Raw genomic sequence first — 23,645 nt, forward strand, 5'->3', positions numbered from 1 at the left:
TTGTTATTATCCTGTGTCTGCGGGAAAGCGTTATTCGCTTATACCCAAAATGAGGTTGTTTTTCGTTTCACTTACCTCGCCACCGGCGAAATCATCGAACGCGTAGCGGGTTGGCTGAATAATATGCTCAGCGATGAATGGCGCGCCTTCAGCCGCACCTTGCGCAGAGTCTTTTAAGCAACACTCCCATTCAAGTACTGCCCATCCGCAAAACCCATATTGAGTAAGCTTGCTGAAAATACCTTTAAAATCGACTTGGCCATCACCTAACGAGCGAAAACGCCCAGGGCGATCTTTCCAATCTTGATAACCGCCGTAAACGCCACTTCTGCCATTAGGATTGAACTCGGCATCTTTCACATGGAACATTTTTATACGGCTGTGGTATCTGTCGATAAAATCAAGATAATCGAGCTGCTGCAGCACAAAGTGACTAGGATCGAACAATATATTGGCGCGAGGGTGGTTATCTACCGCAGCTAAAAACATTTCAAAAGTAGCGCCATCATGCAAATCTTCACCTGGGTGAATTTCGTAACATACGTCTACGCCCGCATCATCGAAGGCATCCAAAATAGGAAGCCAGCGTTTGGCTAACTCCGCAAACCCTTGTTCAACCAATCCAGCCGGACGCTGTGGCCACGGGTACACTAAATGCCACATTAAGGCACCTGAGAACGTAGCATGCGCGTTTAGCCCTAACCGTTTGCTGGCAATAGCGGCACACTTAAGTTGGTTAACCGCCCATTCAGTTCGCGCTTTTGGCTGGCCGTGTAAATGTGCTGGCGCGAAATTATCAAATAGCTCATCGTAAGCGGGATGCACTGCCACCAGCTGTCCCTGCAAGTGCGTTGATAACTCGGTAATTTCTACGCCCGCGGCTCTACAAGTAGCGGCGATTTCGTCACAGTATTCTTGGCTTTGTGCTGCTTTTTCTAAATCGAACAAAGCAGGATCGGTGGGCACTTGAATACCTTTATACCCTAATGACGCTGCCCACTTGGCCATATTTTCAAGTGTATTGAAGGGGGCATCTTTACCCATAAATTGGGCTAAAAATACAGCTGGGCCTTTAATTGGCATAGCTTCTTTGGCTGGTTGTTCATTTGCTTGCTGTTCTTTTGCTTGTTGTTCCATTGCCATATGCTCCACTTACTCTGTGCCAACTGGGCTGACGGTTTCCCACTTAGTATCACTGTCGCTACTGGCCAACATGGCATCAATAAACGCCATGCCGCGAAGACCAGATTTAATGCCAGGCACTCCATTTGCTTTGCTGCTTGTTTGGTTTGTATCGCTACGAACCGCTTTGGCAAAATCGTTATATAAATTTGCCATGGCTTCTAGGTAGCCTTCGGGGTGTCCGCCTGGAATACGGCAACGATTAACAGCTTCATCACACAAACCGGGTTGCCCTAGTCCAGCACGGAATACTTGATATGGCTGGCCTATAGGGCGATACACCACAGAGTTCGGCTCCATTTGATGCCACTCCAATCCGCCTTTATCGCCATACACTTTTATCTTTAAGGCGTTTTCTTCACCTGCGCACACTTGGCTGGCAATCAACACACCAGTAGCACCTTTCTTGGTTTTAATCAGCGCTGCGCCATCGTCATCTAACTGCCTGTCATCAATGTGCGTATAAAGCTGACCACACAAGGCGGTAATAGCATCGTCTAAAACAAATTCAGCCAGCCCAAACGCGTGGGTACCAATGTCGCCCATACAGCCGCTACCGCCAGCTAAACTTGGGTCGGTACGCCACTTGGCCTGTTTATTATGGGTTTCTTCATTTGCCGATAACCACCCTTGTGGGTACTCAACAAACACTTTACGAATGTTACCTAGCATGCCGCTTTCAACCATATGGCGCGCTTGCCACACCATGGGATAACCCAAATAGGTGTGCGCTAAGCCGTATAATCTGTCGGTACTATGAAGTAAGTCTTGTAAGTCTTTTACCTCGCCCAAGCCAACACCGGCGGGCTTTTCGCAGAACACGTGAAAACCCGCTTTTATTGCGGCCATTGAAATAGGTACGTGTAAATGATTCGGTGTAACAATAGACACCACCTGCATGCGTTGCTGCTCTGGAAGCGCAGCTTCTTTTTCTAGCAGGTCTTCCCACGAGGCATAAGTACGGCTAGGTTCTACACCTAAACTATCTGCCGTGTTCTCGTTATTGCTGGAGTCGCGACTAAAAGCGCCACATACCAAATCGTACTGACCGTCTAGCCCAAATGCGTTGCGATGAACCGCACCAATAAATGCGCCCTCACCACCACCAATCATACCTAATCTTACTTTTTGCATTTTCGCCATGCTGCGTAGCTCCTGTTGTGGTGCAGTGCTTAACCGGTAAACCTTACCAGTATCACGCTCGCTTATTGCAAACTTGTTGCATTATTGTAACCATATTTAAAATGTAACGGATTACATTTTTGTCTGTCAATGTATTTGGGCGTTTTTTGTTAAACTTAAGTTTAAGAAGATAAGCTAAATAGTCTTAAAACAAACGTATTTTGGTTTAAAACAGCGAATGAACGGGTTAAGACGCCAAAACCATTTACAAAAAATATACACTTAGCACTGGATTTTTTAAGAAAGATACGTATTCTAAATTCCAAATGATATCGGTTACATCAATTCAATTAATTCGCAGATAAGCGAATAAAGATAAGACACGAGTAAATGGCAAATATTAGAGATGTTGCTGATAGCGCTGGTGTATCGGTAGCAACGGTGTCTCGGGCTCTTCAACAACCCGAGCGCGTTTCTCCGAAAACCCGCTCAAAAGTGATGACGGCAGTTGAGCTAGTCGGTTACAAGCCTAACTTAATGGCGGTAAAATTTCGTTCCGGAAAAACCCATAACCTTGTTGTGTTGGTTCCTACTGTCGCGAATGTGTTTTTTGCGCGTGTTATAAGTGGTATGCAAGAAACGGCAGCAGAATTGGGTTACTCAATTTTACTGGCAAACACCTTGGGTAACCCTGATATTGAAAGCCATTACGCAAAAATGGTAAGTACTTCTCAGGCCGATGGATTAATTCAGCTACGAGCATTAAATCCTTTCGACGACAGCATGATCAACGACAATGGGCTGCTGCCTATGGTAAACGCCTGTGAAGTTATTGATGAAGGTAAATACCCTACCGTAGCACTTGATAACCGTGCCGCGGCAAAAGCCATGACTGAACATTTGTTAGGGTTGGGCCATACTCGAATTGCGATGATAAAAGGCCCTCAGTCAAGCCCGCTTACGCAAGACCGTTTGTTGGGGTATAAGGATGCGTTAAACGATGCCAATATTACTTTCGACGACAGCCTGCTATTTCCTGGCGACTTCACGCTACAAGCGGGCTATAACGCAGGCGTAACTATTGCCCAACAAGCGCAAAAGCCGACTGCTATATTTTGTGAAAACGACGAAACAGCAATAGGTGCTATGCAAGCATTTAAACAAGCAGGTTTGCGTATTCCTCAAGATATTTCGGTAGCGGGATTTGACGATATTGCCTTTTCGGCATTTTGCGACCCACCGTTAACCACGATTGCCCAACCAGCCGAAGAATTCGGCCGAACGGCAGTAAGCTTATTGATAGACCTCATTAACGGCAAAATTCGTAAAGCACCAAAAGTTATTATGCCGTTTGAACTCATTGCTAGAGGCAGTACTGGCCCAGCTCACATTGTGTAACAGCGCATAATGGCGCGTTAAGGAGAATGCTATGTTTACCCCTTCCACCTTCACCCGCAGGCAGTTTATTCGCGCTGCAACCATAGGTGCAGGCTGCGCCGCAATACCCAGCGTATTTGCACATTCACATACAGCTAAGTCGTTAAACTCAAATGGTATGGCGAGCAATAGTATTGGATTACAGCTTTATACCCTGCGCGATATTATGAAAGTTAGCGTGCCTGCCACATTAAAATTAGTAGGCGCGGTGGGCTACAACGAACTTGAGTTCGCCGGTTACTTTGGCCATAGCGCCAAAGAAATTAGTACTATTCTAAAAGGCGAAGGATTAACAGCGCCGTCTGCTCACATTCAACTTGATGACTTCGATAATAACTTAGAGCAAGTGCTAGAAGATGCGCAAACCGTAGGTCATAAATACCTTGTGGTACCTTGGCTTAGCGAAGCGCAGCGCGGCGTGGGCATAGCGCCTTACAAAGCGCTTGCTGAAAAACTTAACATAATTGGTGAAGCCTGTAGTAAAGCCAATATTACATTGGCTTATCACAACCACGATTTTGAATTTGAAGTGCGTGATGGTGAAATACCGCTAGATGTACTTATTACTGAAACCGACTCTGATTTAGTATCTATGGAGCTAGATTTGTACTGGGCAGTTAAAGCCGGAAAAGACCCCGTAGATTACTTTAAGCAATACCCTGGTCGTTTTAAACTGTGGCATGTAAAAGATATGGCGACAGACGGTAGTTTTGCCGATGTGGGCACAGGCGTTATCGACTTTGAAACGATTTTTGCGAATGGAAAGCTGGCTGGAATTGAGCATAAATTTGTAGAGCGGGATCAAACCGGCGATCGTATTGCCACTATTGAACAAGGCTATAAAGCGGTAAGTATGCTAAACAATACTTTGTAGCAAGACACTTGTAGCAAAGCGCTTTAGCAAAACCGTATATATCGTTATGATAACGCCACCTTTATGTTGTAGGTGTCGTTATCATGAGTAATGCCGTATGAACGAACTGTTCAGTGCCCTATCCCGCACGTTAAGCCCTTATTACGCCGAAATGAGCATCATGCTCATGGCTACCATTTTAGTGGTGTACGGCGATATTATTAATAGTCATATAAAGCGTATTTTGGCTCCCTATCATTTCATACTTCGGGTTAGCCTTTTTGTAGTGCTATGTGCCTTTGGTTATGGCGCATTAACCCTTTATGGCGCCCCTTTTCTGCATCACATCATTGCTTACCTTCCTTGGCAGTACCAAGGTGCAGGTTTTGTATTTGCTTTTATGTTTATTGGTTTTTTGGCTGAGCGTAGAAGATACATATAAAAAGCGAAGCCAACTGGCTTCGCCCTTCTATTTTCTAAGCGTACTTACTGTGCGTATTAATCTACATTTCGAATGTAGTTAATGCTTGAAAAGGTAAGCAAGCTTTCAGTAATACCTTCACTGGCATAAAACGCTGCCCAGTCGTCTGAGTCATCTACGTCTTCCCTTGTTTCAGGATCTTGTGCTTGTAAGTAGTTACCGAATTTCAGGTAAGAATCTGTGCTGTCTTCAATGGTTCGCGAAAAAGACTCACCAAACGCTGAAACCGTCACATAACCATGGTCGTTAATAACTCTGAAATCGAAATTTTGACCGCTTACCATAGTGCCTAACAACTGCTTGTCTTCACCGGAACCGTCTTCTCGTGCCAGGCGCACGTACACATCAAAAATACCATTACGAGCTACGCTGTCACTTTCTACGCCAGCATTTGTTGGAGTGAACCCTCCTTCGCTGGTATCAGAAACGTATAACTTCATAATAGTGCCTGTGTCACTAGCATGATGCTGGGCAACAATAGCTTTTGAGCCATCGGACATTTCCACTTTTATGTTCGCTTGAAAGTCTTCAAACACGGCGGTCATTGCCACCCTTTTTTCTTGTTTTATTTTAAGCTCGTGACGCCAGCCGTTGCCGTTTGGCGTAACATGTTGCTCGCGTAAGGCATCAAACTCCATGGTGTCGCCAACACGTGGATCGGCACCCTCCATGTCCCAATCGCTCATATCAAAATTACCGGGAGTAGGGGTTGGTGTAGGCGTTGGATCAGGGGTGTTGTCAGTATCACCGCCGCAACCATAAATGTTGGTTTCAACAATGCTGTTCCACGTATTCGCTGAATTCTCTAACCCAGTAATACGAACATAACGGGCATCAGAATCGGTCACATCATGGGTTTCATAACCTGAACTTGAACCGCTTGACGCGCCTGAAAGTAACACGGCATTCCAGTTACTGTTATTGGTAGACGTATGTACGTTAAAAAATGAACTACGGGTATTACCCTTAAACCATTTAACTTGTAATGCTTTTACCGTAGCCACTTCACCTAAATCGTAAGTAATCGTTTTGCCAGTGCCGTTGGACGACCAACGGGACTCATCAGTTAAGTCATTGTCGATGGTATTTAATGGCCCATGTCCATCGTTGGTGCCATTGTCGATTGCAGTACTAATGCTTAAGTTGTCATTCCCTGAACACGTGGAATTACCCGGCGGCGTTGTAGAGCCAGCACTTTCTAGCGTGAAGTTGTCGAATCGACCTTCGCCGCCATAATAATTTGCATAAATTTTAACCGAGGTTGCAGAGCCTGAATTAAAGCTTACCGATACAGGTTCAAAATCGCTGCCACCACCGGTTCTGTTAAAGCGAGTGCCGTTTACATCGGCACCAACTTTACCAATACCTTTTACGTAGGCTTTCAAGGTGTAATCGGTATTAGCGGTAACATCAACATATTGCTCTACTTTGCCATTCGCACCGGAAATTTTAGCAGAGCTACTTCCTGCATAGGCGTTACCAGATACCGCGGAAGGGTCGGTATCGGTCCAACCATCGAACCCACTTTCAAACCCTGGGTTATCGATGGCTACCGACGCCCCATATACAAATGACGTGCCTGCTAAAGTAAGCGCGGTACCTACTACAAAAGAGAGTGATGTTTTTCGTGTCCTGATGTTCATGCAATTTGTCCTGTAATTAATGGTTTGGTAAACCAATTAAAGTAATCGCAACAAAATAAATTGTGATTAAAAACGAAATTCATTTTTCGATACAGGCTAGAAATAAAGCTTACCAAAATGGTAATACCAATGATCCAACCCACATGTAAAATGATTGACCAAAAAACTAATAAGATCAACACAAACCATTAACAAAATACTTACCAAAAAGTAAATTGATAGACTAAGGACTACTCAAAAGTGCAAAGACAACCAAACAAAATAAATATAAATCATAAAGATAATTGCAACCTTTAAATTAATGTTCGAAAAATAGAAATGAGAATTATTTATAATAATAATTAACAAACTGGGCATAGTGGAAACGTTTACAAGGCAAGAATCAGATAAAAAGAAATATAAATAACAACCAAAAACATTACCAATAAGTGCAAAATTGGTTAATAAAATTAATGTATGCGCTTTAATCTGACTTTTGTAGGAGGAATTTCGGTAATTAGACCTGATGTTCTGAACTATGAGGTTCTACTAATGTGCTGGAGTACTGTTTAGGTGGTATACCCATGATGCGTTTGAATGTGGTCGAAAAATAGGACGGTCCAGCAAAGCCTACGCTTGTAGCTACCGAAATAACGGAGGCACCATTGGCTAGTAGCGCTTTGGATTTGTCTATTCTGAATCGCGAGAGAAACTCGCTGAAGTTGTAGTCAAATAGCTCTGAAAGCTTTCGGTTTAAACTTCTGGGGCTTATTAGCAATAAATCAGCAGCTTTATCTCTGGTGAAATATTCATCTTGATAATTTTTTTCTAAAACAGAGATAAAGTTAAGGTAAAAAGCCATATCTTTTTCTGACAAAAGCTCTGGCAATAAAATACAACTGTCTTCGCTTTTATTCATGTCTGACGACGAGAGATTGTTTGATGGGGCTCGTTTTAATGCTACAAGATGCCTTACTCTGAGCATTAATTCTTCATCAGCGATAGGCTTAGTGAGCAAACAGTCTACATTCGCCTGTAAGGCTCTTTCTTTTGATTCATCATCTACTTTTGCCGTTAAAACAATAATGGGTAAATAATTTAAAGCATCAGTATCACGCAATTTTTCCACAAAGTTCAGCCCACCCATAACCGGCATCATAAGAATCGGTTATGACTAGGTTAACTTTGTGAGTCTGTAGAATATCTAGAGCCTGCTTTCCGTCTCTAGCCACAAGGCATTTGTAGGTCGAAGAGAATAACTTAAAAAGGTGATTACGAAGTTGACGGCTATCATCCACTAACAAGATAGCTGGCTTGTCTTCCCAATTACTATCAGTACTCTCATCTAAGTTTTGACTATTTAAAAGCTGTATATCATCTATGGGGAAAGTCGCTATAAACTTGGTACCTTTGCCTAGCGCACTGTCGACAGATATTTCGCCCTGATTCATAGCCACCAACTCTTTAACTAAAGACAAACCAATTCCCTCGCCTGTGGCTTCTGGAGATGGATCTATCCTTTTGTAACGCTTAAAAATTTCTTGGTGGTTAGACTCATCGATGCCTTTCCCATTATCCCGAACGCTAAGTGTTAGATTATCTTCGTCAAAAACGGCTGAAAATTTAATTATTCCATTGTTTTCGGTAAATTTAACAGCGTTAGTAATGAGGTTCCCAATAATCGACTCTAAGCTACCTTTTAAAAGTGAAATAGTGCCTGTGCCTCGTGTACTTACATCGAGTACTTGGCGCTTTGTTTTCACTAATGAGTCTAAACTTGAAGCTATAATTTTAATATCATCTACAGAGTACAACCTAAAGTTTTCTAGCGTTGAAGTACCCAGTTTGTCTACCGTATTCACTTGATCTAATAAGTTTTCCATTCTTTGAACATTGTGGACTAACGCCGTGATATTGAGCTTTTCTTTCTCTGAATCACTTTTCTTCGAATCACCTAACTCGCTCATAATGAGTTGCAGTGGCGTGCGAAGCTCGTGCGAGACATTACTGAAAAGCCGAATTTTGTTTTGTGCTAATGCTTCTATTTTATTCTTATGCTCAGCACCGTACCTACCTAATACCTTCTGTACCAGTGAAGTGTTAATAACCATAGAGGCCACTAGTTTTAGATAGCCTTTTCGATATAAATAAACACACATAATCATAAGGATGGCATATAGAAAGTAGGCGTAGTGACTTAAGTAGAACGGTGGATTTATTTTGAAATGCAGAGAATTGATGGGGTATTCTAGGTTGCTATAGGGTGACTGTACCCGAGCTTGCAATTCAAAACTGCCATAGCCAATATCAGAAATAGCCAAATTCATACTTGATGCGTTATGAGTTTGCCAATCTTCAATATACCCGAGTATTCTAAATTCTAGTTTATGCTTGTAGCTTTCCACGTAACTATTTGATGCGACACTGAAATCAAGTGTCTGATAGCTGCTATCAATAGTAAATTCAGAGTTCGAAAAAATAGGATATAAGGAGTCTACTTCACCCTCTTCATTGAACCATTCGGCTTTGAGGAAAGATATTTGAGGTGCAACATTTGCATCACTCAAACTTTTGATAATTGCTTTCTCATTGATGCTATAAGCAAATCTATCCCCCTCGATAATGATAGTATCATTTAGCTCGTGAATTCCTCCGAAATCAAAGTCGACATCCCAAATACCATTGTCGCTATCTAATTGATACAAATTGTCGTCACTCGTACTATAAAGAAAGAGCCCAATATTTGTAGTAAACCAGAAATTTCCATTGCTACTTAAAAGCCCCGCTCGAACAAATCTAATATCGGAATTATTTAGTAATTTACTTTTTGAAATGTCACCAGTAGTACTATCAATTTCATTGAGTCCACTGCCAGAGGAGCACACCAAATAAGTATTATTAAATTCTATGATGCAAGTGATTCTGCTCCATCCTGTCTCTGAGGGAGGCAAAACCTTCCAATTAAACTTAGACAGCTGAATGTGTATGGAACTGTCCGCGTCGAATCCCATTAGCTCGCCAGAAGATAAGACAATAGAACTTTTTAGAAATGGGGGCGCATCAAATTCATCTAAAATTGAGGTTAAATCAGCTAGGTAATATTTCCATCCATCATCTGTGAGGGCATAAGCATAGTATTTATCGTCACTTAAATTAATAATGTGATTGTGCGGGTTTGAGCAAAAACTTATTTCCCCTCTCTCTTTCAAATAAATTTCTTCAAATTTAACTTCGTAACTATCTAGACATTTCGCGGCTTTAAAAGTGTGGGGACTTAAGGAGCCATTTTGGGTTTTCAACAAATAGCTATTACTAGCATCTTTTATATACCCAACTCCCTCTGTCGTTATACCTGTTGATCTAATATTCTTTTGATAGATAACTTCATTTAAACTTAGATAGTTAACTGCCTTTTGAGAATCTGAAAACGCAATCACCCCTAATTGTGTTGATGCTAGAATCAACTCTCCGTTTCTTAGTTTATTGATTGCTACTATCGAGTGTATTGCATCTGATGTGATAATTGGATTCATCCAATTAATCGCCGTAATAGTATTTCCAATAACTTTGTATAGCCCGCCTGCAGCAATCCAGATATTTTCATCGTCAGCGATAAAAATTTTACTCAGTGGCTTTCTTATTGTTAAAGCCGAATCAAAAGGATAAAAATTCTTCGTGTTTTTTTGCTCATCTATTATGTAGATACCTTCAGGCCCACCAAGATATTGCTTGAAACCAGAATAAGAAATAGCAGTCAACTTTGATAATTTGGGATAATCTTTTGTTAAAGGGTTTAGCTTCACACTCTGACCAGCTAGATCTATCTCGATATGATAAGCTTCCGAAATCGCGTGTACTTTAGTTTGATTGTCAGAAACTAATGAATAGGCACCAGCTAAAGATTTAGATGAAATTTCATCTGCCCAATGTTGTATTTCCCTCGTCGTTCTATCAACAACATATATACCGTTGATTAATGAAAACACTAAATAGTCAGATGTTATGGCTAAATTCCAAACACTTTTTAGATCTGAGGAATGAGAAACAAACTGTTCTGAAACTCCTGTTTCTAGATTGTATTTGAAAACACCAACCCCAAATTCACTTACCCAAAGATAGCCTTTCTCATAAGCCACATCAGAAATTATGCCCGTCTTTGAACTAGACTGGTTATAACTAACTTTTTGGGATACTTGTCCAACAATCTGAAAAACGCCATTTTCTGCAGCAAGGAATATAGCTTCATCAACAACCTCTATATCCCATATTACACCTGCAGGGGTTCCCGCAAATACACTACGTCCGTGGAAGCTTTCGCTTCCCCCTGATGCAAAAGCATCAATACTTAGCAACGAAAAAACAACAATTGAGCCAAAAAACGAGCTCTTGACCCATTTCATTTATATGTCCCTATATTCATATTCAATGTTCGTAGTTATTTATTATTCTCTAATTGCTGAACTAGCAACACCGATTAAAATTAATACTACAAGAGTGATAACACTATGAATATCGAACAAAAAACAAACATTCAAGGGCTGAACGAGCAAGATTATACTAATGTCTATGGTGGAATGAGTTCTTTTGCGGTTTTTCCAAAGCCGGGTTATAAAATTGAGCCAGAAAATCCAACTCCACCGGGCATTGGTCTAGACTCACTACACCAACAACCACTGCATACCGGCATTTTCGGCAGCTAATTGGTCGTAAATAAAGTCACCCACATACAGGCAGTCTTCGGGTTGTAGCTGCCAGTGTTGGGCTATATGTAGCAGTGCTGTGGGGTCTGGCTTAGCGGGAGCATCTTCTCGGGTAAGTACAAACTCTATGGGAATGCGGTTATTAACTATTTTAATAGCGGTGGCCTCTCGGCAATTGCGGGTTACAATGGCGATGGGTAAATTGTTTGCAAGTACCTTATCTACCATTTGCTTACCAAGGGGTAGCCATTTTGCGTTTTGGGCATCAACTAATTCATGTTGCAATATGGCGTAGTTGGCTTTCGCTTTATCTTGTTCGCACGGCATATTGTCGATAAACGTAAGAATGTCTTCGTCTTGTGGGCAGCCTATGTCTGCTCTCATTTGCGTGAAGTTAAGGCTAGACTCAACCAAGGTGCCATCTAAATCAAAAATAACACCTTTAATACCGCTTAAATCCATTCTTTGTACTCTTTAATTGCGTTTACGATTAGGCAGAACTGCTTCTCTATTTCATTCACATTGCCAGAAAGTGGGCTGTGTTTCCGTTAACTTTTAGTTAGTTGACCTATTTTCTGAACTCAAATTCCTTAATATCTACTAACATACGCATTCACTTTCATTTAGCATAGCCGCTCTTTTTTTATGCTTCACATTTTTATAGGTTACTAATGGGTGTATTCGCAGCACTAGGTACGGCACTTTGTTGGGCAATAGCCGCCCGTTTGTTTCGCGGCACTGGCAACGCATTCTCCCCCCTTACCATGAATTTTTGGAAGGGCCTTATCTCTATTGCTATTTTGGCTGTCGTTATTGCGGTAGTGCAGCCAAACGCTTATGAAACCAATGCCGTACTTTGGCTACTACTAAGTGGTTTTATTGGCATTGGCATAGGCGACACTTGCTTTTTTAAGGCACTAAAATCGATAGGCGATAGCCAAGCGGTATTAGTAGCCGAAACCTTAGCGCCTTTATTTACTGCGCTTTTTGCCATGGCGTTTATTGGTGAATGGATAACTTGGCAACAGTGGGTAGGTATTGCGATCGTGTTATTGTCGGTCGACATGGTAATAAAGGCTCGTAAACGAAATACCACACATGTATTCGCTACTTCAGGCTATATGTATGGCGTTGGGGCTGCTTTATGCCAAGCCGTAGGTGCGGTTGTTAGCCGCGACATTTTAGGCAGTGGTGATATAGATGCCGCCAGTGCTGCCTTCTTGCGCTTGGTGGGGGGAATGTTGTTTGTAGTGCCGTTAATAGTGATCACCCGTACAAAATGGTTACCGGTATTAGCAACCAATCAACGGGTGTGGCCTGCCTTTGTACTTGCCACCTTATTGGGCACTACCGCCGCTATTTACCTTCAAATGTTTGCCTTTGCCTATGCCAAAGCTGCTGTGGTGCAAACCCTTATCGCCACCAGTGCATTGATGTCGTTGGGTGTTGCATGGGTAATGGGCGAAAAAGCCACTAAGGCTACACTATTATGGTCGGTTATTGCGTTGGTGGGCGTGGGTATTTTGGTAAGCTTCGGTACGCCGTTATAGTATAAAAAGGCGTTTTGGCATTCAGTATATAGCTAATGCTTTTGGAATCAGCGCTAAATGCAGACTGTGCCTAGCGCCGCTAACCCTGTTTTGTATCTTTTAATTTACCAATCAAAGATAAAGGTATTAGCGGAACTAGCGGCTTCTCGTTTAGCCTTGCATAGTTTTAAAGCGAGTATAAACGCCGTTAGTCCAACCAAACCCTAACTGAACTTCGTACTCTCCGCCGCTTGCCGTTTTGTCAGGCTCGCACACATTATACTTTTCTAGCATTACGCCAGTTCGCGCAAAATGATCGTCAACGGTTTGCGTAAAGCGATTAATAATGTCGCTCGCCTCATCGGTAAAACCATAATTAAGTAGCCCTTTCACCGCAAACCATTGCAAAGGTGCCCACCCATTGGGAGCATCCCATTGCTGCGTGGTAGTATTGGCTGTGGTAACTATTCCGCCACAGGCTAGCAAGTCTGTTTGAAGGGCGTTTTTCACGCCAACCGCCTGTGCATCGGTAGCAAGCTCTACGAACAAAGGTACGCTTACTGCGGCTGAAAGTATGCTAGTTTGCGTTGCAGTAGGATAGTGATAATCATAAAAGCAGGCTTTATCTTCATTCCACAAGTAGGTGTTTATTGCCTGCTTTCGATTAGTACAGGCATCACGGTATTTGCTTGCGCTTGCTTCAGTACTAACTCGTGCTAACGTATTTTCAACAAAATACAGTAGCGCGTTCAAATCAACAGGCACTATTTCAGTAGTGCGAATGCTAGACAGTGCGTTTTTATCGGCAAGCCAACGGGAACTGAAATCCCAACCAGATTCACAGGCCGCTCTTATGTGGCGATAAAACTCTACTGATTTCGCACCTACCAATTCTGCCGTTTCAATATCTTCTCTGTACGACTCTGGACGTGGCGAAGCTTCGCTATCGTAATATCGGTTGAGTAATGCGCCATTGGGCATGCGTACTAGGTGCTCACTTGCCTGCTTAGCGTCTTGCGTGTCGCTTATGCTTTGCGCACCACTCATCCAAAAAGCATATTCTTTTTCGATGCCTGCTATAGCCCTTTGACGCTGTGTTTCACTTAACTTTTCCTCTACTAACGAGAACATAAGTGCCAGTACAGGTGGCTGACTGCGAGTGTAATAATAGGCGCGATTCCCATTCGGAATACAGCCCACTTCATCTAATATGTCTAAGAAGTTTTCCAACATGTTAATTACCATGTCAGCTTTTCCAGAATCAATTAACCCTAATGCGGTAAAGTAACTATCCCAGTAATAAATTTCGCGAAATCTTCCGCCAGGTACAATGTATGGGCGTGATAGGCTAATTAAGCTATCTACATTATTTGCATCTGGTGTACGGGTAAGCACATCCCACATATGTCGCACATACTCTGGTACAGAATTAAAAGCTACACCTGCACTACTTGCCACCATGTCCGGCATTTTGAAATAAGTTTCAACGAAGCGCGACAAACTAAAGCCTTCGTTATTTCTCTGCTGCTCGTATTGGCTTATCACGTTCTGCCAACCACCTAATACAATGGCATCGGCAAAAGTTTTGCTATCTTCAAATAAAGCCGCGTTTTGTACATCTTTAAACAAATTGCTTTTAAAGAATGGCAAGCAGTTCCGCCAGCCACTTGTTGTTAATGCCATATTACGCGGTATCCTTTAACACTAGTGAAGATGTTGCTCGTTTAAAAAAGAACAGGGTAACAAGCAATGCACCTATGGGAATAAGCGATAAATAGAACGCTTGCTGCCCGCCCATTGCTTCAAATACATAACCGGTAATAATAGAGCCCGTCGTACCGCCAAGTGCCGAGAACACAACAATTAGGCCGGTCATAGGGGCATGCTGTACTTTGGGCAACGCACTCAACATTACAGAATTAATAACCGGGTAAATGGGTGCCATCATTAACCCAATAAGCGGAATAAGGTACGCCGCTATTGGTGCATCTACCCAGCTAGCAACAAGGTTCTCATCTACCTTTTCAGCTAAAGGTAAGCTTAATAGCATGACGGCGGCCATCCCCACTAAACATGCATTCATGAAGGGATACCAACTTACTCTTGCTAGCACCACTCCAGCTAATAGACGACCAACCGCAAGCGCTACCGCGAAAATACTGGTAATTTGAATACTCACTTGGGTAGGCAAACCAAGCACTTCTCGGTTAAAAGTAGGTAACCAAGACCCTATGCCCTGTTCAATCAATACATACAGGAATACGGAAATAATAAAGATGAGCACCAAAGGTTTGTAGGCAAGTTTAAGCATATCGATAAACGCAGTACTTACCCCAACTTCTTTGTTTACCTCTGGTTTTTGAATGGGCGCGGCTAGCACCAATAAAATAGTCACGGCAACTAGAGCGGCAATTAAGTAATACACATTTAACCACGAAAGAGATGCTTCATTCGTGGGGTCGATAAAGCCAGCAAACACCCAATAACCAGACAGTACACCCAACATGAAAATACCTTCAACGGTATTCATCAGCGAGCTGTGTGCTTTGGTGTTAGAAGAGAGTTGCCCAATGATGGCATAAACCGACACTTTCACTAACGCAAAAGCGGTGCCTATGCCTGCGAACAGGAGCTTTATTATCCAGAAGCTGCCAATGCTAGGGGTAATAGCACACAACGCAGCCACCAAAATAAGCCCGAATAGCATTGAGATCTTGTAGCCAATACGAGGGATAAAACTAGCTACAAGAAAAGACACCAGCGCGATGGATAAGTCTTTAAAACCTTCAAGGGTGCTGGCTTCTGGTTTCGACACATCGAAACTGTTTATCGATTGCAATATAACCGTACCCACACTGTTTAGCAGTATGGCAAACACATAATAGCTAACGGCTATTGCAGCGATAATCAACAATCGGGACATGTGTAAACACTCTGTTAACTAAATTAAGCCGGAGTGTAGACGGATAAAAACAAAAATGCAAACGTTTGCATTAACCTTTTATTTTCTCTTACCAACCCACATTTAAGCACATTAATCGTGTTTACTTGAACGGCGAACCACCAGTTGGGTATCTACTACGTAACTACTCGTTTCATGCCCTTCAAACTGGCGAAGCAATTGCTCTACCATGGCTGACGCGGCTTGTTGAGTGTTCTGACGTACGGTTGTTAACGCCGGATGCATAAGTTCAGCTAGCGAAATATCATCGTATCCAACAATACCCACATCGCTTGGAATTCCCACGTAGCGCTCTTTCAACGCTTTAAGTGCACCAAGCGCTACCATGTCGCTTGAACACACTATACCGTCGAAATCTAAGCCGTTCGCTTTTACTCTTTGATTTATATACTCGTAGGCCGCTTTAGACGTTATATCGATAGTGCAGGTACAGTCGCTGCTCATTGAAATATTGGCATTTTGATGCGCGTGTATGTATCCCTTGTAACGCTCTTGCATCTCGGCATGCTCTGCATCACCTAAAAACAACACACGCTTAGCGCCCTTTTGCAGCAAATGAGTGGTCGCGTCAAATCCACCCTGATAATTGTCTCCGCCAACAATAGGATAATTAGCCTGGCTTTTAGGGTCGCCCCATACCACTAGCGGTACACCTGCTTCAGCGGCACGGTCAATTTTTTTAGTCGATTTGCCCTGACCAATTACAATCATGCCATCGGCGCGCTGACTGTGAATAAAGTAGTTGGCCCAATCATCTGATGCCATAAAGGAATTTGATAGCAACAGCTCGTAGCCTTTGGCGTTAAGCGCTTGGTTCAACTCCCCTACCAGTTTCAGCAAGAAAGGATCGGTGGTGCTTTGTTCGGTATGGTCAATTAAGTTTAAAATTACCGCGATAACATGAGTCTTTTGCGTACGTAGCCGGCTAGCTGCGGCATTTACACTGTAATTGTGTTCCTTTGCCAAAGCCTGCACTTTGTTTCGCGTTTCCTGCTTAATTAGCGGGTTATCCTTTAACGCTCTTGAAGCTGTAGAAGTAGAAACCCCTGCTAACTTAGCTAGCTTGGCCAACGTTAATTTTGTTTCTGAACTCACGTTATTTAGCTCTCTCTTTTTTTCAAACTATACCGAGAAATACGTAAAAAGCCTATGCTCAAGGCATTACAGCCTAAGTCTCTGTATCTCAAGTTAATTGTTTAGCCTAACCAAATATCATCATCAAGCGGGTTTGCCAACAAATGTTAACACGCTTAAACAAATATTTTGCAATCGATTGTATTTTACCCTTGCAATCGTTTGCAAAGAGATCTATTTTGTTGCTCATTCCCGAAGCGAGTGACATTTATTTAACCTGTTTCACGCATTCGGTTAACAACGCCCAAAACTTATTTTCAGGAGCACACACCATGAAAACGTTGTTCACAAAAGGAATGCTAGCCAGTGCAATTTCTTTAGCGTTAACCCAAACAGCCTTTGCACAAGAAGAAACAAAACAGGCTACTGCAGAAAACACTGAAGTTATTGTAGTGAGTGGGACGCCAGGCGGCGCAGGAATAAGAAAAATTGATGCAAGCTTCGCTGTCACCAATATTGATGCCAGCGACATTGAAAAATTAGCGCCTAAATCTACTGCAGATTTGTTCAAAGCCATTCCAGGGGTTTGGGTAGAAAGCTCTGGCGGTGAGTCGGGGGCAAACGTATTTGTTCGAGGCTTTCCAGGTGGCGGCGATGCACCGTTCCTTACCATTGCACTAGAAGGCTCACCTATTTACCCCGCTTCTACTTTGTCGTTCTTAGAAAACTCTCAGATGTTTAGAATAGACGATACCATCGAAATGGTAGAAGGCTTACGGGGTGGACCAAACCCTGTAGTCAGTAACGGCCAACCTGGTTTAACCACGAATTTTCGTTTAAAACGTGGCGGTGAAGACACAGAAGCCAGCGTAAAATATACGGTATCTGATTACGGTTTGAATCGGGTTGATCTTGTACTTAGCGGTGCATTGGCCGACGACCTGTACTACATGGTAGGCGGATACGTAAAAAGTTCTGATGGTATTCGCGATGCTGGGTTTAGCTCTGAAGAGGGTAACCAATTCACGGTAAATCTAACCAAAATTTTTGATAAAGGTGAGTTAAACCTTTATACCCGTCAAACGGACGATCACGGTACATGGTACTTACCTACCCCGCTTAATGTAGATGGCATTGATGCAAACTATACGCAAATAGGTCCGTTAAACCGTCAAGCCACCATCAACTACGGTCCAGACAATGCTACCTCTGAGTCTTTCGACTTTGGCGATGGTCGCGGCTGGGATGGTCATGTGAGTGGTGGTAGCTTAAAGCTTGAATTAGGTGGCGGCTGGCATTTAGTTGACCGATTCAACCTGACTAAAGGCGCAGCAAACACCTTTGGCTTAGTGCCAGATGGTTCTGCTGTTACTGTGGCCGATGTGGCTGATAATGGTGAAAGCGCTACAGGTGCGGTTACTGGAAACACCTACGACGGCGATACTCCTATCCAACAAATAGGCCGCTGGGTTGTATTGAAAGATGTTGAGTCTTTCACTAACGACTTAGCAGTATCTAAATCGTGGGACAATTTCGATACCTCTTTCGGTATTTACAGTGCCACCACCAAAGCAGAAGACTGGTGGAGCATTGGTAACCAAGCTTACTATGCATTAGTGCCTGGCGGCGAAATGCTTGACGGTATAGCTTGTAATAACAGTGCTGAAGGCTGTGGCTGGAGCTACGATATAAACTCGGTAGGCGATGCCAGCACATTTGCACTGTATGCCACCAGCACCTGGTACGCCACTGAAGACTTAAGCATCGACTTAGGCCTACGTCGTGAAAACCATGAAGTCAGCTATTCAGTAGATGAAGGCTTAGATGGCGTAATAAACAAAGCATTAGAGTATGACGAAAACAAAACCTCGTGGACGTTAGGTGCTAACTACGCACTTAATGATTTTAGCGGCGTGTTTGTTCGTATGAACCGTGGCTACAAGATGCCTTATTTCGATGACTTTCGTGACAACTGGGGTGCTTATACAGGCGGTAACGATTTAATTAAAGAAGTTACCCAAGGCGAGCTTGGCTATAAATACATGAATGACAATATTCAGTTTTTTGCCACGGCGTTTGCCAACGAAGTGAAAGGCGATACCTTTGTACGTCTTCCAGGAGCTCCCGCTGAAATTTTAACAAATGAGGCTTATGGTGTTGAGTTTGATGGTAAATATACTAACGACTCAGGTTTCTCACTCAGCGTAAATGCAACGCTACAGGAAACAGAAATTACCGCAAGTGCAACCAATGAAGGCAATGAAGCACAGCGTCAACCCGGTTGGCAAGTGCGTATGACCCCAAGCTATGGCTTCGATGTAGGTGACATGTATGCCACTGTATATGGCACATTTTCGGCAGTAGACGACCGTTTTGGCGATAACGAAAACACAGTAGTGTTAGAAGGCTATGAGAAAGTTGATGTAGGCATGACTCTTGAGCCAACTGATGCACTTCGTGTTCAACTATCTATAGATAACCTAACAGATGAACAAGGTATTACCGAGGGCGATCCTAGGAATCCTGATTCACCCAATGGGCGCTACATTATGCCAAGAAGCATGAAGCTTAGCGTTTCTTACCTGTTCTTTTAATTTACAGGCTATAAACTATTAAACCAAAGCCGATGATATTTATCATCGGCTTTTTTAATTGCCCCTCTTTGAAGCGCAATATTTTGCCACCATAATATACCTATCGCATAGTTTCGATTTACTTTTTGTAGAGGCACATTATGAAACGGGTTTTCTTATTCCTTGTCACCAACTTAGCCGTAGTGTTAGTACTGGGTGTGGTGCTGAATATTGTATTTGCTGCGTTTGGTATTGATAACCGCAGCATGACAGGCTTGTTAGTTTTTTCTGCCATTTTTGGTTTTGGCGGAGCACTTATCTCTTTAGCAATGTCGAAATGGATTGCCAAGCGAAGCACAGGGGCACAGGTGATTGATAACCCCACTACACCCACTGAACATTGGCTAATTAATATGGTGTCTGCCCAGGCTAAAAAAGCGAATATTGGTATGCCAGAGGTAGCAATTTACGACTCCCCTGAAATAAACGCCTTCGCTACCGGTATGAATAAGAACAATGCCCTAGTTGCGGTAAGCAGTGGTTTATTAAATAGCATGAGCGAGGATGAAGCGGAAGCTGTGCTTGCTCACGAAGTATCGCACATTGCTAATGGAGACATGGTTACCCTTACGTTAATTCAAGGTGTAGTAAACACCTTCGTTATCTTTTTAGCGCGCGTGATTGCGGGTGCTATTTCGAATGCTACCCGCAGTAGTAATGGCGCAGGAAACGCATTAGGGGGCTTTGCATACTATGGCATTGTGTTTGTTCTAGAGATGCTATTTGGTGTTTTAGCTAGCATAATTGTGATGTGGTTTTCCCGTCAGCGTGAATATCGTGCCGATGCGGGTTCAGCCAAATTAGTGGGCAGACAAAAAATGATAGCGGCGTTAACGCGTTTAAAATCGAATAGTGAAAGCCAGTTAGATGGCACCATGATGGCCTTTGGTATTTCAGGCAAGTCAGCATTTTCAGAATTATTTATGAGCCACCCACCGCTAGATAAACGTATAGATATGCTCAGACGTCGCGCGAAAGCGCAATAATAAAGGGAATGATTACTATGACAGCACCTAAAGCGCTTTTTTTCGATATTAATGAAACCTTGCTTGATATGGCAGAAATGAAGCATGGCTTAGCACCATTACTCGGTGGCAATGAAGACTTAGTCGATTTGTGGTTTGCGAATCTTCTACATCACTCTCTTGTCGATATTGCGTCTAACCAGTTTAACGATTTTATCAACATTGGGGCGGCCGCCTTGGTGATGGTGGCACATAGTAAAGGCTTTACGGTTTCAGAAGATGAAGCCCTTAACGCTATAAAAAGCCACATTACCAAGCTTCCTGCACATGATGATGTAAAGCCCACACTGTCAAAGCTTCAATCGTTAAACGTACCTTTGGTGGCGCTATCAAATTCGTCTATTGATGGGTTAAAAGCGCAGCTTGAGTTTGCGGGTATTAGCGAATGCTTTACACATGTATTAAGCACAGAACAAATTAAAACGTACAAGCCTTATCCAGACGTTTATCGCTGGGCATGCAAAGAGGTTGGCGTTGAGCCTAAAGATGCCATGATGGTAGCGGCGCACGGGTGGGATGTGAGTGGTGCTAAGGCTGTAGGTATGCAAACCACGTTTGTAAGCAGGCCTGGCAAAATGATGTACCCGTTAGGGCTTACACCCGACTTGAACGTGGAAAGCTTAACTGAGCTTGTACAAGAAATGAAAAAGGGTGCATAAAACACCCTTGATATAAAAAGTGTGGCAGGCGTTAGTTATCAGTTTTAGCAACTAATTGTCTGCCTTTAAACCCATTTGTCGAACAAGATGAGCGCTTTGTTTCTAGCGCACCTAACTGGCGCTTTAACCACGACTTTTGAATTCCCGATTTAGCTGCATCCATTTCACCACTGACCCGTGAAATTTCTTTACCCACATTCACGCACGCTTTAGCAGTAGGCTGAAATCCTTCATTTGCCAAGGCTGCAGATGATAATACCATTGCGATAGATGCGATTAGAGCTTGCTGTTTCATACATGTCCCCAACGGCCTGATATAGTTCAAGCTCATTTATTTTCGGTAGAGAAAGGCGATGTAATGCCTTGAGTTTGTTTTGAAACTATAGCAATTAAGATCTTTTTTTTAGGTGTTAGGAATTATACCTAATGATAATAAATTCAGGTATATCGTAACGTCCTATGCCTTTTATTTCCCCATCATGTATTCGTATTGCTCATGATTTTTAGGGGTGTTGCTAATGTTTCTTATATGGTTATCGGTCTATTATAGCAATCACGAAAACCCTTCCGTAGTTGAGGTTACAGTAACAGCTTTCTGTAACAGCATTGTTATCGTGACGACCGATCTGCTTTATTAAAACATCAATTAAATCAGCTAACAAGCTAAGTGCAAACTTAGTAACAACATAAATTAAACAACCGTCTTATTAAAGCCGTGTACCCACGCCAATCGACTCTAATGTATCAAGTATAGCATCTGCTAGCGAAGCGAGCGGCGTAACATGGCAAGCTGCGTTTAATTCTATCGCCACCTTAGGCATTCCAAACACAACACAGCTTTTTTCATCTTGGCAGAACGTTGTGGCTCCTTGTTGTTTCATTTGCAATAAGCCGTTCGCACCATCTCTGCCCATACCGGTTAGCAGCACGCCAACCGCATTGGCACCTGCATTGGTCGCTAATGAATTAAAAAGCACATCTACAGAAGGCTTGTGCCCCGACTCCCTAGCACCATCATGCAGCGCTATGCGATAATCAGCGCCGCTGCGCTCAACAATAAGATGCTTATCACCCGGAGCTAAATAGGCATGCCCTGGCAATAAACGCTCTCCCCCCTTTGCTTCACTTACCTCTATTTCACACAAGCTATTTAGTCTGCGGGCATAGGTTGTGGTGAAGCCCGGCGGCATGTGCTGCGTAATAACCGTGGCGGGCGCATTACGGGGAAAATGCATAAGCACGTCTTTAATTGCTTCGGTGCCACCAGTAGACGCCCCTATCCCTATCACTTTTTCACTGCCCGTATAGCGCATGGCAGCATGTTGTGAAACTCGTGATTGCGTAGGAGCACTTAGTGTGGAATGCGCCGCCATTCTGATTTTTTCCGTTATTACCGAGCGATAATCTTCCATACCTTGAGCCACACCTAACTTGGGTTTTGGTACAAAGTCTACTGCGCCAAGTTCTAACGAACGAAGTGTTGCATCTGCGCCTTTTTCCGTTAACGTCGACACCATCACTACCGGAGTGGGGCATGCTTTCATCATGACTTCTAAAAACCTTAGGCCATCCACCTTAGGCATTTCAATATCAAGGGTGATCACGTCAGGCTTAAACTCTTGTACCATTTTTTTCGCTACGAACGCATCGGGTGCAGCGCCAACCAAAAGCATGTCAGCTTCTTTTTTAATAATTTCAGATAACACCTGCCTGATAAGTGCAGAGTCATCTACCACGAGAACTTTGATGGGCATTGTCAGGCTCCGTTAGCGAGAAATCATCGGGATTGGCTTTTTGAGACAGCAGTACTCGGTGGTTAGATTCACGCTCATACAAACTGGTATTATTAAAGTTTCTAATTCGCTTCATATATACATTACCTTCATCGGGCAAAAAGTATATTTTGCGGGCGTAATCTGACATTAAGTCGCTATTTAATAGGGGGATGTTTTCTCTCGTTAAATAGTTAACAACAAACTCGGCGTTAATTCTGCCAATATCTTGTTGTACAAACCCCGCCAGCACTTTGCCGCCGCCGAAAGCTTTGGCCACCAGCTTTTCCTTTCGTGCGCCTAGCGTAATGAGTTTTTCAATCAGCATATCCATCGCGTGCACACCATATTTAGAGGCAAGATTGCTGTCTAGTTCACTGGCTAAATTCAATTCCGGCAACATGAAATGATTCATGCCGCCAATCTTTTTTTCTGGATCGTAAATACACGCGGCCACGCAGGAACCTAAAATAGTTACCAATACCTTGTTAGACGCGGTGGCAACGTACTGCCCTGGTAATAATTTAACGGCTTCTTTTCTAAATCGGTTGTCGAAGTAACTGATAGGTTGTTCATCTTGGCTCATACTGCTAA

Annotated in this window: 20 protein-coding genes; 8 read left to right on the forward strand and 12 right to left on the reverse strand. The window is 43.0% G+C overall.

Annotation, left to right across the window (positions count from 1 at the left end):
- Nucleotides 1-30 precede the first annotated feature (30 nt).
- Together R1T43_RS18980 and R1T43_RS18985 are read right to left on the reverse strand one after the other, a co-directional pair.
- The gene (locus R1T43_RS18980) at nucleotides 31-1,137 is read right to left on the reverse strand and encodes a sugar phosphate isomerase/epimerase family protein (protein WP_410548984.1); all 1,107 of its coding nucleotides are present in this window, start codon (nucleotides 1,135-1,137) and stop codon (nucleotides 31-33) included.
- Between the two features lie 15 nt (nucleotides 1,138-1,152).
- On the reverse strand, nucleotides 1,153-2,316 hold the full coding sequence (locus R1T43_RS18985) for a Gfo/Idh/MocA family oxidoreductase (RefSeq protein ID WP_317355910.1): 1,164 nt from the start codon (nucleotides 2,314-2,316) through the stop codon (nucleotides 1,153-1,155).
- 378 nt (nucleotides 2,317-2,694) lie between these two features.
- Between R1T43_RS18985 and R1T43_RS18990 the strand changes: the two genes are divergently transcribed.
- The 3 genes from R1T43_RS18990 (at nucleotide 2,695) to R1T43_RS19000 (ending at nucleotide 5,036) form a co-directional block, all read left to right on the forward strand.
- On the forward strand, nucleotides 2,695-3,702 hold the full coding sequence (locus R1T43_RS18990; RefSeq protein ID WP_317351043.1) for a LacI family DNA-binding transcriptional regulator: 1,008 nt from the start codon (nucleotides 2,695-2,697) through the stop codon (nucleotides 3,700-3,702).
- Between the two features lie 31 nt (nucleotides 3,703-3,733).
- Nucleotides 3,734-4,615 (forward strand): sugar phosphate isomerase/epimerase, encoded by an 882-nt coding sequence (locus R1T43_RS18995; protein ID WP_317351045.1) that lies wholly within the window; start codon nucleotides 3,734-3,736, stop codon nucleotides 4,613-4,615.
- Between the two features lie 97 nt (nucleotides 4,616-4,712).
- The gene (locus R1T43_RS19000) at nucleotides 4,713-5,036 is read left to right on the forward strand and encodes a DUF3392 family protein (RefSeq protein ID WP_126872998.1); all 324 of its coding nucleotides are present in this window, start codon (nucleotides 4,713-4,715) and stop codon (nucleotides 5,034-5,036) included.
- 56 nt (nucleotides 5,037-5,092) lie between these two features.
- On the opposite strand, the gene R1T43_RS19005 is transcribed toward R1T43_RS19000, so the two are convergent.
- The 3 genes from R1T43_RS19005 to R1T43_RS19015 all read right to left on the reverse strand — a co-directional run bounded on the left by R1T43_RS19005 (nucleotide 5,093) and on the right by R1T43_RS19015 (nucleotide 11,097).
- Complete coding sequence (locus R1T43_RS19005; protein WP_317351048.1) at nucleotides 5,093-6,718, reverse strand: polysaccharide lyase family 7 protein; 1,626 nt, start codon at nucleotides 6,716-6,718, stop codon at nucleotides 5,093-5,095.
- A gap of 496 nt (nucleotides 6,719-7,214) precedes the next feature.
- The gene (locus R1T43_RS19010) at nucleotides 7,215-7,826 is read right to left on the reverse strand and encodes a helix-turn-helix domain-containing protein (RefSeq protein WP_317351051.1); all 612 of its coding nucleotides are present in this window, start codon (nucleotides 7,824-7,826) and stop codon (nucleotides 7,215-7,217) included.
- Nucleotides 7,810-11,097, reverse strand: coding sequence for a hybrid sensor histidine kinase/response regulator (locus tag R1T43_RS19015; RefSeq protein WP_317351053.1), 3,288 nt, complete (start codon nucleotides 11,095-11,097; stop codon nucleotides 7,810-7,812). Before R1T43_RS19015 ends, R1T43_RS19010 begins: the two co-directional genes overlap by 17 nt.
- A 105-nt stretch (nucleotides 11,098-11,202) precedes the next feature.
- Here R1T43_RS19015 and R1T43_RS19020 point away from each other — a divergent pair, with 105 nt between their 5' ends.
- Entirely contained in the window at nucleotides 11,203-11,397 is a 195-nt protein-coding gene (locus R1T43_RS19020; protein WP_317351055.1) for a hypothetical protein, read from the forward strand.
- On the opposite strand, the gene R1T43_RS19025 is transcribed toward R1T43_RS19020, so the two are convergent.
- Nucleotides 11,356-11,859, reverse strand: a complete 504-nt coding sequence (locus R1T43_RS19025; protein ID WP_317351057.1) for an HAD-IA family hydrolase — start codon at nucleotides 11,857-11,859, stop codon at nucleotides 11,356-11,358. The two genes, R1T43_RS19020 and R1T43_RS19025, sit on opposite strands and share 42 nt — an antisense overlap.
- Nucleotides 11,860-12,068: 209 nt before the next feature.
- On the opposite strand from R1T43_RS19025, the gene R1T43_RS19030 reads away from it, so the two are divergent.
- A complete protein-coding gene (locus tag R1T43_RS19030) occupies nucleotides 12,069-12,947 on the forward strand; it encodes a DMT family transporter (RefSeq protein WP_317351059.1) in 879 nt (292 codons plus the stop codon).
- A 150-nt stretch (nucleotides 12,948-13,097) separates the two neighbouring features.
- Here R1T43_RS19030 and treF read toward each other — a convergent pair whose 3' ends face one another.
- The 3 genes from treF to R1T43_RS19045 all read right to left on the reverse strand — a co-directional run bounded on the left by treF (nucleotide 13,098) and on the right by R1T43_RS19045 (nucleotide 16,983).
- Nucleotides 13,098-14,609, reverse strand: coding sequence for an alpha,alpha-trehalase TreF (gene treF / locus R1T43_RS19035; RefSeq protein ID WP_317351061.1), 1,512 nt, complete (start codon nucleotides 14,607-14,609; stop codon nucleotides 13,098-13,100).
- 1 nt (nucleotide 14,610) lies between these two features.
- The gene (locus R1T43_RS19040) at nucleotides 14,611-15,849 is read right to left on the reverse strand and encodes an MFS transporter (RefSeq protein ID WP_317351063.1); all 1,239 of its coding nucleotides are present in this window, start codon (nucleotides 15,847-15,849) and stop codon (nucleotides 14,611-14,613) included.
- A 111-nt stretch (nucleotides 15,850-15,960) separates the two neighbouring features.
- A complete protein-coding gene (locus R1T43_RS19045; protein WP_317351065.1) occupies nucleotides 15,961-16,983 on the reverse strand; it encodes a LacI family DNA-binding transcriptional regulator in 1,023 nt (340 codons plus the stop codon).
- 311 nt (nucleotides 16,984-17,294) lie between these two features.
- Between R1T43_RS19045 and R1T43_RS19050 the strand changes: the two genes are divergently transcribed.
- From R1T43_RS19050 to R1T43_RS19060, 3 genes are all read left to right on the forward strand, one after another.
- The gene (locus R1T43_RS19050) at nucleotides 17,295-19,556 is read left to right on the forward strand and encodes a TonB-dependent receptor (protein WP_317351067.1); all 2,262 of its coding nucleotides are present in this window, start codon (nucleotides 17,295-17,297) and stop codon (nucleotides 19,554-19,556) included.
- A gap of 140 nt (nucleotides 19,557-19,696) precedes the next feature.
- Nucleotides 19,697-20,581, forward strand: a complete 885-nt coding sequence (htpX, locus tag R1T43_RS19055; RefSeq protein ID WP_317351068.1) for a protease HtpX — start codon at nucleotides 19,697-19,699, stop codon at nucleotides 20,579-20,581.
- 17 nt (nucleotides 20,582-20,598) lie between these two features.
- Nucleotides 20,599-21,279, forward strand: coding sequence for a haloacid dehalogenase type II (locus tag R1T43_RS19060; protein ID WP_317351071.1), 681 nt, complete (start codon nucleotides 20,599-20,601; stop codon nucleotides 21,277-21,279).
- 31 nt (nucleotides 21,280-21,310) lie between these two features.
- Here the strand turns inward: R1T43_RS19060 and R1T43_RS19065 are convergent, their stop codons facing one another.
- The 3 genes from R1T43_RS19065 to cheD form a co-directional block, all read right to left on the reverse strand.
- Nucleotides 21,311-21,574 (reverse strand): hypothetical protein, encoded by a 264-nt coding sequence (locus R1T43_RS19065; protein WP_317351073.1) that lies wholly within the window; start codon nucleotides 21,572-21,574, stop codon nucleotides 21,311-21,313.
- Nucleotides 21,575-21,986: 412 nt separating this feature from the next.
- A complete protein-coding gene (locus R1T43_RS19070) occupies nucleotides 21,987-23,033 on the reverse strand; it encodes a chemotaxis response regulator protein-glutamate methylesterase (RefSeq protein ID WP_317351074.1) in 1,047 nt (348 codons plus the stop codon).
- Nucleotides 23,005-23,637, reverse strand: coding sequence for a chemoreceptor glutamine deamidase CheD (gene cheD / locus R1T43_RS19075; RefSeq protein ID WP_317351076.1), 633 nt, complete (start codon nucleotides 23,635-23,637; stop codon nucleotides 23,005-23,007). The genes R1T43_RS19070 and cheD overlap by 29 nt, the downstream gene beginning before the upstream one ends.
- Nucleotides 23,638-23,645: the final 8 nt, after the last annotated feature.

The sequence above is a fragment of the Alteromonas sp. CI.11.F.A3 genome (assembly GCF_032925565.1).
Lineage (GTDB): Bacteria > Pseudomonadota > Gammaproteobacteria > Enterobacterales > Alteromonadaceae > Alteromonas.

Bases quoted from the DNA above. Each gene is read 5' to 3' on its own strand.
- R1T43_RS18980 (WP_410548984.1), bottom strand. From the start codon at position 1,137: ATGGAACAACAAGCAAAAGAACAGCAAGCAAATGAACAACCAGCCAAA.
- R1T43_RS18985 (WP_317355910.1), bottom strand. From the start codon at position 2,316: ATGCAAAAAGTAAGATTAGGTATGATTGGTGGTGGTGAGGGCGCATTT.
- R1T43_RS18990 (WP_317351043.1), top strand. From the start codon at position 2,695: ATGGCAAATATTAGAGATGTTGCTGATAGCGCTGGTGTATCGGTAGCA.
- R1T43_RS18995 (WP_317351045.1), top strand. From the start codon at position 3,734: ATGTTTACCCCTTCCACCTTCACCCGCAGGCAGTTTATTCGCGCTGCA.
- R1T43_RS19000 (WP_126872998.1), top strand. From the start codon at position 4,713: ATGAACGAACTGTTCAGTGCCCTATCCCGCACGTTAAGCCCTTATTAC.
- R1T43_RS19005 (WP_317351048.1), bottom strand. From the start codon at position 6,718: ATGAACATCAGGACACGAAAAACATCACTCTCTTTTGTAGTAGGTACC.
- R1T43_RS19015 (WP_317351053.1), bottom strand. From the start codon at position 11,097: ATGAAATGGGTCAAGAGCTCGTTTTTTGGCTCAATTGTTGTTTTTTCG.
- R1T43_RS19020 (WP_317351055.1), top strand. From the start codon at position 11,203: ATGAATATCGAACAAAAAACAAACATTCAAGGGCTGAACGAGCAAGAT.
- R1T43_RS19025 (WP_317351057.1), bottom strand. From the start codon at position 11,859: ATGGATTTAAGCGGTATTAAAGGTGTTATTTTTGATTTAGATGGCACC.
- R1T43_RS19030 (WP_317351059.1), top strand. From the start codon at position 12,069: ATGGGTGTATTCGCAGCACTAGGTACGGCACTTTGTTGGGCAATAGCC.
- treF (WP_317351061.1), bottom strand. From the start codon at position 14,609: ATGGCATTAACAACAAGTGGCTGGCGGAACTGCTTGCCATTCTTTAAA.
- R1T43_RS19040 (WP_317351063.1), bottom strand. From the start codon at position 15,849: ATGTCCCGATTGTTGATTATCGCTGCAATAGCCGTTAGCTATTATGTG.
- R1T43_RS19050 (WP_317351067.1), top strand. From the start codon at position 17,295: ATGAAAACGTTGTTCACAAAAGGAATGCTAGCCAGTGCAATTTCTTTA.
- htpX (WP_317351068.1), top strand. From the start codon at position 19,697: ATGAAACGGGTTTTCTTATTCCTTGTCACCAACTTAGCCGTAGTGTTA.
- R1T43_RS19060 (WP_317351071.1), top strand. From the start codon at position 20,599: ATGACAGCACCTAAAGCGCTTTTTTTCGATATTAATGAAACCTTGCTT.
- R1T43_RS19065 (WP_317351073.1), bottom strand. From the start codon at position 21,574: ATGAAACAGCAAGCTCTAATCGCATCTATCGCAATGGTATTATCATCT.
- R1T43_RS19070 (WP_317351074.1), bottom strand. From the start codon at position 23,033: ATGCCCATCAAAGTTCTCGTGGTAGATGACTCTGCACTTATCAGGCAG.
- cheD (WP_317351076.1), bottom strand. From the start codon at position 23,637: ATGAGCCAAGATGAACAACCTATCAGTTACTTCGACAACCGATTTAGA.